The following is a 14504-nucleotide window of genomic DNA, read 5'->3' as shown; positions in this document are numbered from 1 at the left end:
CGGCCCCCGCCCCGTCCGAAGCGCGCGTCCTGCCGCCGCTCGTGCCGCCGATGGCGGATGCCGCGCCGGCCGTCGGCGGAGCGGCGTCCGGCGCCGGTGACGGTCTGGTGCCGCACATCGCCTCGGCCAGCGCGGGCATCTTCCTGCAGCTCGGTGCCTTCGCGTCGCGCACCAATGCCGAAGGCTTCAAGGCCTCCGTCGAACAGGAGGTGGGCGAACATGCGGAGCGCCTCGAGCTGTTCGCCGACGGCGAGCGTTTCCGGCTGCACGCGGGGCCCTACGATACGGTCGATGCGGCGCGCGCCGCGGCCGAGCGCATGGGCTCTACGCTGAAGCTCAGGCCATTCGTCATCGTGCGCTGAATGGCCGCGGCGTTTGTTGCATTGCGGCATCGGGTTGAAACAAAGCCTTTCGCTTTTGGCCCCTGGCGGGGGCGGCGCCTATAATCCGCCGTTCCCGCCAGTTTCCCCTCCTCATTTCCGGGTTCCCTCATGCGTCTCGTCCTTGCCGTCCTGATTTCACTGTTTTCCTTTGCCGCGATGGCGCAGTCGGTGCCGCCGCCGGCGCTCGCAGCCAATACCTGGGTGCTGGTCGACCACGCCACCGGACAGGTCCTCGTCGACAAGGATGCGGATACCCGCATCGAACCCGCGTCGCTGACCAAGCTGATGACGGCCTATCTGACCTTCAGCGCCCTGAAGGCGGGCACGCTGACGCCGGACCAGGTCGTGCCGGTGTCGACCAAGGCCTGGCGCATGGAAGGCTCGCGCATGTTCATCGAGCCGAACAAGCCGGTGACCGTCGACGAGCTGATCCGCGGCGTGATCGTGCAGTCGGGCAACGATGCCTGCGTGGCGCTGGCCGAGGCGATCGCCGGCAGCGAGGAGGCCTTCGCCGCCCTGATGAACCGCGAGGCCCAGCGCCTGGGCATGGTCAACACGAATTTCGCCAACTCCACCGGCCTGCCCGACCCGCAGCTCTACACCACGGCGCGCGACCTGGCCCTGCTGGCGAGCGCAATCGTGCGCGACTTCCCCGAGTTCTACGGCCTGTACTCGCTCAAGGAATTCACCTACAACGGCATCAAGCAGCCCAACCGCAACCGCCTGCTGTACATGGATGCTACCGTCGATGGCATGAAGACCGGCCATACCAGCACTGCCGGCTACTGCTTGGTGTCGACCGCGCAGCGTGGAACCCGCCGGCTGATCTCGGTCGTGCTCGGCGCCGCTTCCGACACCGTGCGTGCGCAGGAGTCGCTGAAGCTGCTGAACTTCGGCTTCCAGTTCTACGACACGGTCAAGCTCTACTCGGCCGACGAGGCCTTGTCCCAGTTCCGTGTCTGGAAGGGCAAGGAGAACGAGGTCGCGGTCGGCTTCATCAGCGATTTCGTCATGTCCCTGCCGAAGGAAGCCGCGCAGAAGGTGGAAGTGTCGCTGGAGAGCCGCCAGCCGCTGGTCGCGCCGCTGGAGAAGGGGCAGGAAGTCGGCACCCTGAAGCTGAGCGTGGACGGCAAGCCGCTGGGCGAGTATCCGGTGGTCGCGCTCAAGGAGGTGCCGGTGGCCGGCTTCTTCGGCCGCCTGTGGGACGCGATCGTGATGTTCTTCAAGAATCTCTGAGCAAGCTGCTGCGAGGAAGGACGGCATGAGCGAACAAGGCGGCGCGCAGCCGCGCCAGACACTGATCGAATACCCCTGCGATTTCCCGATCAAGGCGATGGGCGCGCGGGTGGATGGCTTCGCCCAGGCGGTGATCGAGGTGGTACTGCGCCACGCGCCCGATTTCGATCCCGCGGGTGCCGAGATGCGGCCGTCGAGCAAGGGCAACTATCTTGCGGTGACCTGCACCTTCCGTGCCCTGTCGCAGGCGCAGGTCGATGCCCTGTACCGCGAACTGACGTCGCATCCGATGGTGAAGGTGGTGCTGTGATCGTCAAGCGCCTCGGTCTGGTGGAGTACGCGCCGGCACTGGAGGCGATGCGCGTGTTCACCGCCGAACGCGCGGACGATACGGCGGACGAGGTCTGGCTGCTGCAGCATCCGCCGGTCTACACCCTGGGGCAGGCCGGCAAGGCCGAGCACCTGCTGCGCAACCCGGCGGGCATCCCGCTGGTACACATCGACCGTGGCGGGCAGATCACCTACCACGGCCCGGGCCAACTCGTGGCCTACCTGCTGATCGACCTGCCCCGGCGCCGGCTCAAGGTGCGCGAGCTGGTGCACCTGATGGAGCAGGCCATCATCGACACCCTGGTCGGATATGGCCTCGCCGCCGAGCGCAAGGACGGCGCGCCCGGCGTCTATGTCGCCGGCGACAAGATCGCCGCGCTCGGCCTGCGGGTCAGGAACGGCTGCAGCTACCACGGGCTGGCGATCAACGTCGATGCCGACCTGGCGCCTTTCGGCTGGATCAACCCTTGCGGCTATGAGGGGCTGAAGACGATCCGCATGAAGGACTTCGGCGTGGACGACAGCGTCGAGGGGGTCGGCGAGCGCCTGCTGGTCCATCTGCAGCGCCTGCTGCCGCCGGTCGAGGCAGTGCGTGATGCGCACAATCAGGCCGTGCGGGCTGCGCAAGGCGAGCCAGCGCGGGCATAATCGCCCTCTGCGCCACGAGCGCCACACCAACGAGACAGCCCAAAATGGAAAACCCGGTGGAAAACCCGGCCCGCAAGCAGCGCGGAGCCGCCAAGACAGCACGCATCCCGATCAAGATCGTTCCCGCCGAACGCCTGCAGAAGCCCGACTGGATCCGCATCCGGCTCGGCGCCGGCCAGGAAGCCGAGCGCTTCAACGAGATCAAGGCCACGCTGCGCGAACACAAGCTGCACACCGTGTGCGAGGAAGCGTCCTGCCCGAACATCCACGAGTGCTTCGGCAAGGGCACGGCGACCTTCATGATCATGGGCGACATCTGTACCCGGCGCTGTCCGTTCTGCGACGTCGGCCATGGCCGTCCCGAGCCGCTGAATGCCGACGAGCCGCACGACCTGGCCAAGACCATCGCGGCGATGCGGCTGAAGTACGTGGTGATCACATCCGTCGACCGCGACGACCTGCGCGACGGCGGCGCCCAGCACTTCGTCGATTGCATCCGCGAGACGCGCGGCGCTTCGCCCAGGACCACGATCGAGGTGCTGGTGCCGGACTTCCGTGGCCGCATGGAGGTCGCGCTCGACATCTTCGACCAGGCGCCGCCGGACGTCATGAACCACAACCTGGAGACGGTGCCGCGCTTGTACAGGCAGGCGCGTCCGGGTTCCGACTATGCCTATTCGCTTGAACTGCTCAGGCAGTTCAAGGGCCGCCATCCCGACGTGCTGACCAAATCCGGCCTCATGGTCGGCCTGGGCGAGACCGACGAGGAAATCCTCGAAGTCATGCGCGATCTGCGCGCCCACGACGTGGACATGCTGACGATCGGGCAGTACCTGCAGCCCTCCGGCGGCCACTTGCCGGTGCTGCGCTACGTGCATCCGGACACCTTCAAGATGTTCGAGACCGAGGCGCTGAAGATGGGCTTCCGCAATGCCGCCTGCGGGCCGATGGTGCGTTCCAGCTATTGGGCTGACCAGCAGGCGCATGGCGCCGGCGTGGCCTGAGCCCTCGCGCGCGTCCCCGGAGCTCGGCACGCCCCCAGACCGGCGTCATGGCCGGCTCGGGGGCTTGTCGTTTCCGGCGCCCGCGGATGCGGCGGCCCGGCGAAGGGCAGGAAGCAGCCGTGGGTATGGAAGAACTCACATCCCGCGCGCAGCGGGGCAGCGACAATAGGCAGTGTTTTTTGCCGCAGGCATGGGCCGCGCAGGACGGGGACAGATGGAAAGATTGCCGAGCCAGGCCGCTGAACAGAGCAGCCGCATCCAGCAGATGCGGGAGTTTCCCTTTTCCGACCGGGAGTTCGAGCGCGCGCGCAGGCTGATCCACAAGCTGGCGGGCATCGCGATGTCCGAACTGAAGCAGGACATGGTGTACGGCCGCCTGGTCCGCTGCCTGCGGGCGAAGGGGCTGAAGAGCTTCGAGCAGTATCTCGATCTGGTCGAGGCCGACCGGGGGCGGGAGCGCGAGGCCTTCATCAACGCCTTGACCACGAACCTGACGTCCTTCTTCCGTGAGCCGCATCATTTCCCCATGCTCGCCGAGCATGCTCGCGGCCGCGCGGGCGCCGGCCCCTACCGGGTGTGGTGCGCGGCGTCCTCGACCGGCGAAGAGCCTTATTCGATTGCGATCGCGCTGGCCGAGGCCCTGCCCGCGGCGCGCGCGATGGAGATCGTCGCCTCGGACGTGGATACCCAGGTGCTGGAGGCCGCACAGCGCGGGGTCTATCCCGAGGCACGCGTGCGGGGCATCGCGCCCGAGCGCCTGCGCCGCTTTTTCCAGCCCGCGGGCGGCGCCGGGCACGGCATGCTGCAGGTGCGGCCGGAACTGTCCAGCCGCATCGACTTCAAGCGGATCAACCTGCTCGATGCCGACTGGGGCTTGCGCGGGCAGTTCGACGCGATCTTCTGCCGCAACGTGATGATCTATTTCGACAAGCCCACCCAGCGCCGCCTGGTCGAGCGCTTCCGCCCGCTGCTGCGTCCCGAGGGATTGCTGATCTGCGGCCATTCGGAGAGCCTGCAGAACCATGCCGACCTGTTCCGCAGCCTCGGGCGTACCGCCTATGCGCCCGTCTCCCGTCCGGCATGAAGGCGCTCGCCGGCGCCTGACGCCATTCCGGGCCGTGCAATGGACAACGCCGAAATGCCCCGCCCGCGGATTGGACCGCTTTCCTGGAGACGCTGATGGTCTTGCGCCACATGCCGGTGAACAGGCCGCCGCTCAATGACAGATTGATCGCCATCGGCGCCTCCACGGGCGGCACCGAGGCCATCCGCGAGGTGCTGGCGGGGATGCCGGCCGATGCGCCCGGCATCGTCATCACCCAGCACATGCCCGAGCGCTTCACCCGATCCTTTGCCGAACGTCTCGATCGCCTGTGCGCGCTCAGGGTCAAGGAGGCGGTGCATGGCGAACGCATCATGGCGGGCCATGCCTATGTGGCGCCGGGGCATTCCCATCTCGCGGTGGGCCGCAACGGCGGCCACTACGTCGCCGAGGTGTCGGATACCGAGCCGGTCAACCGGCACCGGCCCTCGGTGGATGTGCTGTTCCATGCGGTTGCCCGGGCGGCGGGGCGCAACGCGGTGGGGGTGCTGCTGACCGGCATGGGCAAGGATGGCGCGGCCGGCCTGCTGGCGATGCGCCGCGCGGGGGCGTTCACCATCGCGCAGAGCGAGCTGTCGTGCGTGGTGTACGGCATGCCGCGCGAGGCGGTGGATATCGGCGCCGCATGCGAGGTGCTCGACCTGCGCGCGATTGCCGCGCGCATCGTGAGCGAGCTGCGCCACGTGGGGCGCTGAGACGGGCCCGGGCCCGGGCACGGAGCGGCCGCTCAGGGGCAGCCCGTGCAGCCCTGGGTCTGAGCGTTGAGGAAGATCGCCTGGTCGAGGTTTGCGCCGCTGAGGTCGGCGTCGATGAGCACGGCGCGGGTCAGGATCGCGCCCTGCAGGTTGGCGCCCGCGAGCGAGGCGCCCCGCAGCTTGGCGGCGCGCAGGTTGGCGCGCTGCAGGTCGGCCTTGTCCAGCCGCGCGCCTTCGAGGCGGGCATTGGTCAGGTCGGCATTCGCCAGCCTGGCGCCGCCGAGATCGGCCGCATGCAGGTCGGCGTTCTGCAGCACGGCGTTGCGCAGGTCGGCGTCGACCAGCTTTGCGTTTCCGAGCCGGGCGCTGCGCAGGTTGATGCGCACCATCGATGCGCCGCTGAAGTCGGCGCCCGTCAGTTCGGTGCTGGAAAAATTCGCTTCGTTCAGCGTTGCGCCGCTGAGGTTGGCGCCTGACAGGTCCGAGCGGGTGAATTGAGAGTTGGCCAGATTCACGCCGGCAAGCTGGGCACCATTCAGATTGGCATTGGTGCACAAGGTGCCGCGCCGGATGTCGCAGCCGCCGACGCTGCCGGCGCGCTGGGCGTGGGTGGCCGGCGGCAGGCCCAGCAGGGTGGCGGCGATGATGCAGATGAGTATCCGCATCCTCAGGCCGGCTCCACCAGCGGCCGTGCGGCGGGAGTGTGTTGGCGGGCGGGGGCCGGCTTGCCGGGGGGCTTCGGCGCGATTGCGGCCATGGTTTTCTGTGTCATGAGAGATTCCGCTTGGCATGGTGCGTATGGATTGTCCGCGAGCGGAAGCCGAAAGTCACCTAGACGGCACCGTCCGCGCCCGGGATGTGGTGGGTGGCCTCGGTGTCGTCCAGCGTGCCGAGGGCGTCGGCGAACTGCTCGCGGATTCGAAGCATTCGAGGCAGGGCGCGCCGGAAAGGTTCGATCAGGCCGGGATCGTAGTGCGAGCCAGAGCCCGCCTCGATGTAGGCAGCCGCATCCTCGACGCTCCACGAGGCCTTGTACGGGCGGCTCGTCAGCAGGGCGTCGAACACATCCGCGATCGCCGCGATCCGTGCCATCAGCGGAATCGCTTCTCCGGCAAGGCTGGCGGGGTAGCCGCTGCCGTCCCAGCGTTCGTGGTGGTAGAGGGCGATCTCGCGCGCGGCGCGCAGCAATTCGTCGTTGTGCGTGCCGATGATTTCGGCGCCGATCTCGGGATGGCGTTTCATCATTGCCCATTCTTCCTCGTTCAGCGGGCCGTTCTTGAGCAGCACGGTGTCGCGGATGCCGATCTTGCCGACGTCGTGCATCGGCGATGCATGGTACAGCGTCTGCACCGCCTTCTCGCCGAGCCCGGCCGCTTCGCCGATCAGGCGGCAGTAGTGGCTCATGCGGATGATGTGGTTGCCGGTCTCGATGTCGCGGAACTCGGCCGCACGCCCGAGCCGGTTGATGATCTGCTGGCGGGTGTTGAACAGCTCGAGCGTGCGCGCATGCACCTGGCGGGCGAGCTCCCGATTCTGGTCGTAGAGGGCGAGATGGGTGCGCACACGCGCCAGCACGATGGCCGGGCTGATGGGCTTGGCGATGTAGTCCACGGCGCCGAGCGCCAGGCCATGCGCTTCGTCTTCGGTCTCGCTCATCGTGGTGACGAAGATCACCGGGATGTCGCGGGTTTCGGGCCCGGCCTTCAGGCGCTTGCACACTTCGTAACCGCTGATGCCCGGCATCCTGACGTCGAGCAGGATGAGATCGGGCTGCGGCGCCGTGGCGGCGATCTTCAGCGCCCGCTCTCCGCTGATGGCGACGCGGGTGCGGTAGTGAGGCGAAAGCACCTGTCCGAGGATGTCGATGTTGTCCGGTACGTCATCGACCAGCAGGATGGTGCTCTGGCGGGGCGCGTGGCTCATGGCGGGGCCTTGGTCAGGGGTGGGCGCCGGAGGCGGCGAGCGCCGGGCAGGCCCGGCGCAGGCCGTCGAGGCTGGCGAGCGCTTCGTCGAAGCGGTACTGGGCGACGAGGTCCTGGAGTTCGGCGGCCCGGCCCGAGAGGCCGAGTCCGGCGAGGGCGTCGATGAGCGTGTCGAGGTGCCCGCCGGCTTCGCCGTCGTCGTCGCGCAACAGGGCTTCCAGCCGCAGCAGTCCGGCCCTGAGGGCATCGAGTCCGGCAGGCCCGGTGAGGTGGGCCTCGGCGGGCGCCTCCGGCGCCGGGCCGTCATGCCGACTGGCCTCGTCGGCGCCGAGCGCGCCCTGGATGGCGGCGGTGAGGGCCTCCAGCGTGCCGGCCAGCTCGCGCAGCGCTTCATCGACCGGTGTGCCATGGTGGAGACGGGTTTCGACGTCGGCCGCGCAGCTTGCCAGGGCGCGTGCGCCGATGGTGCCGGCGAGGCCCTTCAGCGTGTGGGCGAAGCGCGTCGCGCCGTCCTTGTCACCGTCGGCCAGGGCCTGCGCGATCAGTGCCGCGGCGCCGGATTGGGTTTCGCAGAAGCGGCGGAGCAGCTTGTGCAGCAGTGCGTCGTCGCCGCCGAGGCGCTGTAGGGCCGACTCCATCTGCAAGCCCGGGATGGCGGGCAGCGGCGCGGTGTCGGCCTGCGTGTCCGGCGCTCCGGGCTGCTCGGGCCGGGGCGCGCGGAGCTTGATCCATTGGTGCAGGCGTATGAAGAGCTGCTGCACGTCGATCGGTTTGGAGATGTGGTCGTCCATTCCCGCTTCGAGGCAGCGTTCGCGGTCTCCATTCATGGCGTTGGCCGTCATCGCGATGATGGGGAGATGCTCGCAGTCTTTCAGGCGGCGGATGCGGCGCGTTGCCTCGAAGCCGTCCATCACCGGCATCTGGCAGTCCATCAGGATGCCGTCGTAGCGGGTGCGCGCGACCATCGACAAGGCCTCGGCACCGTTGCCGGCGATGTCGACGCGGACGCCGCTGCGGCCGAGGATGTCGGTGCTCATTTCCTGGTTGACGACGTTGTCCTCGACCAGCAGCAGATGGGTGCCCCGCAGTGCGCGCTGCGCTTCGAGGAACTCGATCTGCAGTGCCTTCTTGCGTGGCTGGTTGGCGATTTCGGCACCGAAGGCGCCGAGGATGCTGTCGAGCAGCGTCGATGGCGTGATGGGTTTTTCGAGCAGGCCTGCCACCGGCAGGCCGCCGATGCGCTCGCGCAGTTCCTCGCGGCAGAAGGCGGTCACCATGACGAAGAACGGGGTTTCGCCGATCCTGGGGTTGGTGCGGATCTGGCGGATGGCGTCGATGCCGCCGGTACCGGGCATCATCCAGTCCATCAGCACGAGCCGGTAGGGCTGGCCGGCGGCGCAGGCGTCCTCGAGCAGCGTGATCGCCCGGGCGGCGTTGGGGGCGGCAGTGACGTCGAACTTCAGCGCGCGGAGCATGCCCTGGAGAATTTCGCGTGCGCTGGCGTTGTCGTCCACCACCAGTATCCGCATGCCGCGCAGGTCCTCGCTGTTGATTGCCAGCTTGCGCTGGCGGGACTGCAGGCGGAACGGGGCGCGGAAGTAGAAGGTGCTGCCGATGCCGGGTTCGGAATCGACGCCGATCTCGCCGCCCATGAGTTCGACCAGGTGCTTGCAGATCGTCAGCCCGAGCCCGGTGCCGCCATACCTGCGCGAGGTGGAAGTATCGGCCTGGGCGAAGGCCTGGAACAGATGCTGGCGCTGTTCCTCGCCGATGCCGATGCCGGTGTCGCTGACTTCGAAGTAGAGCCAGGCGCCGTCGTCCGCGGCCTGTTCCTGGCGGATGGTGACGGTGACCTCGCCCTGTTCGGTGAACTTGAGCGCATTGCTCAGCAGGTTGTTGAGCACCTGCCCGAGCCGGAGCGGGTCGCCGCGCAGGCCGGTGGGCACGTCGATGCCGACGTCGAACAGCAGTTCCAGCCCCTTGTCCTGCGCCTTTGCCGTGCCGAGATCGGCGAGGTTGCCGAGCACGTCTTCGAGGAAGAAGTCGGTTTCCTCGAAATGCATCTTCCCTGCCTCGATCTTCGAAAAGTCGAGGATGTCGTTGATGATGCCGAGCAGTGTCTCGGAGGCTGCATGGATCTTCTCCAGGTAGTTGCGCTGGCGGGGATCGGGCGCGCTGTCGAGGGCGAGATGCGCCATGCCCATGATGACGTTCATCGGCGTGCGGATTTCGTGGCTCATGTTGGCGAGGAAGTCCGACTTGAGCCGTGTCGCCTCCTCGGCGAGATGCTTGGCCTCGATCTGGGCCTGTTCCGCCTGCTTCTGCACGCTGATGTCGATCAAGGCGCCCACCAGGCCGGCGACGGCGCCGTCGCTGCCGCTGTGGCTTCTCAGGCTGTAGAGCACGTCGTGCGTCCTGCCGTCTGCGAAGGGCAGGCGCATTTCGGCGGTGAAGGTGCCGCCCTCGCGCAGGATGCGGTCGTTCGCCGCCTGGTAGGTGGGCCGGTCTTCGGCCGGCACCTGCATGAACTGCAGCACGCTCTTGCCCAGCAGTGCCTCCTGGGTGACGCCGAAGGCGTCGAGGAAGGCCTGGTTGAAGCCGAGGTAGCAGCCTTTGTCGTCCTTGAAGAACATCGGGTGCGGCAGGGTGTCGAGCAGCACGCGCTGGAAGGCGAGCTGGCTGGCGATGGTCTGTTCGTAGGCTTTGCGCTGGGTGATGTCGCGCACCGTGACACAGGTGCAGGTGCGCTGCCCGTCCAGGTCCGGCAGGTGGGTGAGGCCGAGCTCGACCGGAAATTCGCTGCCATCGTGCTTTGCCGCGCGGAAGCTGCCGGCGATGTTGTCGAGCGGGCGGTTGCCGCCGCTGCCGGTGAAGCGTGCGCGCATGGCGGGATGGGACGGGCGCAGGTCCGCCGGCACGAGTTCATCGACGCACAGGCCGGCCAGGCTGCCGGCCTGGTAGCCGAACTGTTCGTGCGCCTTGGGGTTGGCGATGACGATGCGCCCGTCCGCGTCGACGATGAGCATGCCATCCGGCGAGAACTCGATGATCTGGCGATACCAGGCTTCGGCGCGGCGGAGCCGCTCGCGTTCGGCATCGAGTTCGCGCATGGTCTGCTGGTGGCCCTGCAGCGCACGGCTGAGATCGCCGATTTCGCCGCTTTCTTCGCTGTGCGTGTAGCGGACGCCGTGCTCGCCGGCAAGCATGCGCGCGCTCATGCCGGTCAGTTCGACGAGCGGCTGGAGCACGCGGCGGCGGTAGAAGCCCTGCATCACCGTCACGAGCATCGCCATGCCGAGCAGCAGGAGCAGCACGGATGCGAGCGTCGCGACGGACAGGTCGCGGCGCTGCGCCTGCTCCATGGCTGCATAGGCCGTCTGCAGGCGCTGGTCCAGTTCGACCAGGGGCCGGGTGCTTGCCTGCCTGGCGGCGCGGTAGTGCTCGCCATGGGCGAGCTCCATCGCCTGGCGGCGATCGCCGCGCTGGACCGCGGCAAAGATCTGCGTTTCGAGTTCGGCCAGGGCGGCGGATTCGCGCCTGGCCTGCAGCAGCAGGGATGCGTCCTGCTCCCGTCCCGGCTGGGTGACGAAGGCTTCGAGCGTCTCGTCCCAGCTGCGGGTGATGTCCTTTTGCGTCAGATAGGCCTGGCGCCACGCATCGTCGCCGGTTGCGGCGTGGTTGCGTACGGCGCTGACCATCAGGTCCTTGCCGAGCTGCAAGCGTGTGGCGGCGTCGCCGGCGCGGTGCAGGGCATCCAGGGCGTCGTGTTGCTGGCGCGCGAGCATGAAGCCCAGCACCACGCTGAGGGCGGCGGCGGCAAGCAGGCCGACGAGCGCCCAGGTGAGCCGCGAACCGAGTTTTGCAAGTTTCAAGATGCTGGCCTCAGGCTATGACGAAAGGATCGATGTGGTCTGATCTCTCCCGGCGTCTCGAAATCGACGTGAATTCACCGAAGTCGGGGATGTGCGCTTGCTGTTGCGTGGCGGGCCGCGATGGGTGCGTCGATCGGCAACTGCCCAACGTGGGGAGTTTATTATGCGTTCATCGTGGTTGCCATCGCTTTGCCTGCATTCGGCCGCGTCGCGGCGCGGATGCGGCCCGGAAGCGCGGGCGATGTCGGCGCGAGTGTTCGGCTAGAATTGCTCTCCGCCGCCTGTAAACGCGGCTTTGCTCCCTTGCCTTGCCAGAACCGATGTCCGCCCTCCTCAATGCGCCGCAGCGCGAAGCGATCCGCTATCTCGACGGCCCCTGTCTCGTGCTGGCGGGCGCGGGCAGCGGCAAGACGCGGGTGATCACCCACAAGATCGCCCACCTGATCAACGAGTGTGGGTTGAACCCCGGCAACATCGCGGCGATCACCTTCACCAACAAGGCGGCGAAGGAAATGCAGGAACGCGTCGCCCACATCATGGGCGGGCGGGCGCCGACCGGGCTGACGGTGTGCACCTTCCATGCGCTGGGCGTGCGCATCATCCGCCAGGAGGCGGTGCATTGCGGGCTGAAGCCACAGTTCTCTATCCTCGACGCGTCGGACACGGTGCAGATTGTGTCCGACGTCGCCGGTGACGGCGACAAGGGCATCGCCAAGCAGATGCAGTGGCAGATCTCGTCGTGGAAGAACGCGATGATCACGCCCGAAGAGGCCGCGCAACTCGCCGACAACGAGATCGCCTCGGTCGCGGCGAAGCTGTACAAGGAATACGAGCGCACCTTGCGCGCCTACCAGGCGGTGGATTTCGACGACCTGATCTCGCTGCCGGTGCGTCTGTTCGACGAGCACCCCGAGGTGCGCGAACGCTGGCAGAACAGGCTGCGCTACCTGCTCGTGGATGAATATCAGGACACCAACCGGGCGCAGTACCGCCTGCTGCGCCTGCTGTCGGGCGTGCGTGGCGCCTTTACCGCGGTGGGCGACGACGATCAGGCCATCTACGCCTGGCGTGGCGCCGACGTCGAGAACCTGAAGCTGCTGCAGCAGGACTACCCGAAGCTGAAAGTCATCAAGCTCGAACAGAACTACCGTTCGTCGCGCCGCATCCTCGAAGCCGCCAACACCGTCATTGCCCACAACGAGAAGCTGTTCGACAAGCGGCTATGGTCCGAGCACGGCGTGGGCGAACAGGTCGTCGTCACCAACTGCCGCGATGCCGAGCACGAAGCCGAATGGGTGGCGACCAAGCTGTCCGCGCACAAGTTCGAGCACCGCACGCGCTTCAAGGACTACGCCATCCTGTACCGCGGCAACCACCAGGCCCGCATCATCGAACAACAACTGCGCAACAACCGCATTCCCTACGTGATGTCGGGCGGGCAGAGCTTCTTCGACAAGGCCGAGATCCGCGACCTGATCGCCTACCTGCGCCTGCTGGTCAATGAGGACGACGATCTCGCCTTCATCCGCGCCATCACCACGCCGCGGCGTGGCGTCGGCCCGGCCACGCTGGAAGCGCTCGGCGCCTATGCCGGGCGGCGCCATGTCAGCTTGTTCGCGGCGGTTTTCGAGGAGGGCACGGCCCAGCACCTGAACGCCAAGCAGCTCGGCGGCGTGCAGGAATTCGCCGGCTTCATCAACCGGCTGCAGTACCGCGCGCCGCGCGAACCCGCCGCGCAACTGCTGGAAGACCTGCTCGGCGCGATCGGCTACGAAGCCTGGCTGTTCGAGCACTGCGATACGCGCGAGGCGGAGTCGAAATGGAACAACGTGCGCGACTTCGTCGGCTGGCTGGGGCGCAAGGGCGAAGAGGACGGCAAGAACCTGATCGAACTCACCCAGACGATCGCGCTGATGTCCATGCTCGACAAGGAAGACCCCGATTTCGACGGCGTGCAGCTGGCCACGCTGCACGCCTCCAAGGGACTCGAATTTCCGCACGTGTTCCTGGTCGGTGTCGAGGAAGGCCTGCTGCCGCACCAGAGCAGCATCGACGAGGACAAGATCGAGGAAGAGCGCCGGCTGATGTATGTCGGCATCACCCGCGCCCAGCGCAGCCTCAACATCACCTGGTGCGAACGGCGCAAGTCCGGCCGCGAGTTCCGCCCCTGCGAACCGAGCCGCTTCATCGCCGAGATGGGCGGGGATATCCGGATCAACGACCGCAAGACCGCCGCGCCGGTGTCCAAGGAAGAAGGCAAGGCGCGACTGGCGAACCTGATGGCGATGTTCGAATCGCGGGAAAAGGGGGGCTGAGGGACGCTGGAGAGGGCCGCCGGCCCGGGAAAAGAAAAAGGCAGCCGAAGCTGCCTTTCCTGGATGCTGCCACTTGCCGGCCCGAAGCGCAGGCGGCGGGACCAGCTTACTGCTCGACCGGCGGTTCGGTGTAGCCCGCGCCGGCACTGTTGGCCAGGTAGGCCACCGCGCGCCGCACTTCGGTGTCGGTCAGGTCGCTGCCGCCGCCGCGCGGGGGCATCGCGCCCTTGCCGGCGATGGCCGAGGCGGTCAGGCCATCGTGGCCCTGGCCCAAGCGCGGGCCCCAGGCGCCTGCGTCGCCGGTCTTCGGCGCGCCGACCAGCCCGGCATCGTGACAGGCGGCACAGGTGGCCTTGTAGATCTGCTCGCCGGTACGGGAGCCCGGCGCGATCTTGACGGCCTGGATCTCGACGCGTGCGACCGGCTGGATCAGGGTGGCGGTCAGTTCAGGGTCGGCCGAGCCCTGCTTGCCACAGCCGGCCAGCCCGGCGGCTGCGATCATGACGACAGGCATTGCGAAGCGGGTGAGAGCGCGATGGTTCGACATGCTCGAGTCCTTTGACTTGTGTTATGGCGCGAGGCGAAAGCCGGGATTATAGCCGGGTAAAAACCATTGTGGCAGTGCGGCATGGACTTTGTCGGCGAACGCGGCTATGCTTCCGAGCCTTGTGCGGGCGCCAATCCGTGCAAGCCCCCGCGCCCGTAGCTCAGCTGGATAGAGTACTGCCCTCCGAAGGCAGGGGTCGGACGTTCGAATCGTCTCGGGCGCGCCACATTCCAAGCGGTCCCCCAGTTCTCTGGCGGGCCGCTTTTGCTTTGTGCTCCCAGCATGGGCACATGCCTCGCCAAGGCGTTTCTTGAATACCGACGCTGTGGTTTTATCCGGAACCATGGCCGTGTCGACAAGTTCGTAGAAGCGTTTGTGTGACCTGCCCCCACTGGGCCGTACCACGTGAAGCTGTAAAGTCCGTCAACCTACGAGGACGGACATGCGCAA

Annotated in this window: 12 protein-coding genes and 1 tRNA gene; 9 read left to right on the top strand and 4 right to left on the bottom strand. The window is 67.3% G+C overall.

What is annotated here, in order from left to right; translation table 11 throughout:
• The 7 genes from C666_RS16155 to C666_RS16125 all read left to right on the top strand — a co-directional run.
• A partial coding sequence (locus tag C666_RS16155) for an SPOR domain-containing protein (protein ID WP_004343437.1) occupies nucleotides 1–362 on the top strand: 362 nt, incomplete at its 5' end.
• A 129-nt stretch (nucleotides 363–491) separates the two neighbouring features.
• Nucleotides 492–1619 carry a D-alanyl-D-alanine carboxypeptidase family protein gene (locus tag C666_RS16150; RefSeq protein WP_004343436.1) on the top strand — a complete coding sequence of 376 codons (1128 nt, stop codon included), beginning with the start codon at nucleotides 492–494 and terminating at the stop codon, nucleotides 1617–1619.
• 25 nt (nucleotides 1620–1644) lie between these two features.
• Entirely contained in the window at nucleotides 1645–1929 is a 285-nt protein-coding gene (locus C666_RS16145; protein ID WP_004343435.1) for a YbeD family protein, read from the top strand.
• Nucleotides 1926–2597, top strand: coding sequence for a lipoyl(octanoyl) transferase LipB (gene lipB / locus C666_RS16140; protein ID WP_004343434.1), 672 nt, complete (start codon nucleotides 1926–1928; stop codon nucleotides 2595–2597). Before C666_RS16145 ends, lipB begins: the two co-directional genes overlap by 4 nt.
• The gene (lipA, locus tag C666_RS16135; protein ID WP_281169795.1) at nucleotides 2597–3601 is read left to right on the top strand and encodes a lipoyl synthase; all 1005 of its coding nucleotides are present in this window, start codon (nucleotides 2597–2599) and stop codon (nucleotides 3599–3601) included. The genes lipB and lipA overlap by 1 nt, the downstream gene beginning before the upstream one ends.
• A 214-nt stretch (nucleotides 3602–3815) precedes the next feature.
• Entirely contained in the window at nucleotides 3816–4685 is an 870-nt protein-coding gene (locus C666_RS16130; RefSeq protein WP_004343430.1) for a CheR family methyltransferase, read from the top strand.
• A gap of 95 nt (nucleotides 4686–4780) precedes the next feature.
• The gene (locus tag C666_RS16125; protein ID WP_004343429.1) at nucleotides 4781–5398 is read left to right on the top strand and encodes a chemotaxis protein CheB; all 618 of its coding nucleotides are present in this window, start codon (nucleotides 4781–4783) and stop codon (nucleotides 5396–5398) included.
• A 32-nt stretch (nucleotides 5399–5430) separates the two neighbouring features.
• Here C666_RS16125 and C666_RS16120 read toward each other — a convergent pair whose 3' ends face one another.
• The 3 genes from C666_RS16120 to C666_RS16110 all read right to left on the bottom strand — a co-directional run bounded on the left by C666_RS16120 (nucleotide 5431) and on the right by C666_RS16110 (nucleotide 11192).
• On the bottom strand, nucleotides 5431–6063 hold the full coding sequence (locus C666_RS16120; RefSeq protein WP_004343428.1) for a pentapeptide repeat-containing protein: 633 nt from the start codon (nucleotides 6061–6063) through the stop codon (nucleotides 5431–5433).
• Nucleotides 6064–6229: 166 nt separating this feature from the next.
• Nucleotides 6230–7321, bottom strand: coding sequence for a response regulator (locus C666_RS16115; protein WP_004343426.1), 1092 nt, complete (start codon nucleotides 7319–7321; stop codon nucleotides 6230–6232).
• 13 nt (nucleotides 7322–7334) lie between these two features.
• Nucleotides 7335–11192: a PAS domain-containing hybrid sensor histidine kinase/response regulator gene (locus C666_RS16110; protein ID WP_004343424.1), complete on the bottom strand. Its 3858-nt coding sequence runs from the start codon at nucleotides 11190–11192 to the stop codon at nucleotides 7335–7337.
• A 320-nt stretch (nucleotides 11193–11512) separates the two neighbouring features.
• Here C666_RS16110 and C666_RS16105 point away from each other — a divergent pair, with 320 nt between their 5' ends.
• Nucleotides 11513–13507 carry a UvrD-helicase domain-containing protein gene (locus C666_RS16105; protein WP_004343422.1) on the top strand — a complete coding sequence of 665 codons (1995 nt, stop codon included), beginning with the start codon at nucleotides 11513–11515 and terminating at the stop codon, nucleotides 13505–13507.
• A gap of 106 nt (nucleotides 13508–13613) precedes the next feature.
• On the opposite strand, the gene C666_RS16100 is transcribed toward C666_RS16105, so the two are convergent.
• Entirely contained in the window at nucleotides 13614–14054 is a 441-nt protein-coding gene (locus C666_RS16100) for a c-type cytochrome (protein WP_004343420.1), read from the bottom strand.
• 149 nt (nucleotides 14055–14203) lie between these two features.
• Here C666_RS16100 and C666_RS16095 point away from each other — a divergent pair.
• Nucleotides 14204–14280: transfer RNA gene (locus tag C666_RS16095), tRNA-Arg, on the top strand.
• The last annotated feature ends 224 nt before the right edge of the window (nucleotides 14281–14504 follow it).

This window comes from Thauera linaloolentis 47Lol = DSM 12138 (assembly GCF_000310205.1).
Classification (GTDB): domain Bacteria; phylum Pseudomonadota; class Gammaproteobacteria; order Burkholderiales; family Rhodocyclaceae; genus Thauera; species Thauera linaloolentis.
Note: the sequence above shows the minus strand (reverse complement) of the source record. Positions and strands in the feature narration are given on the sequence as shown.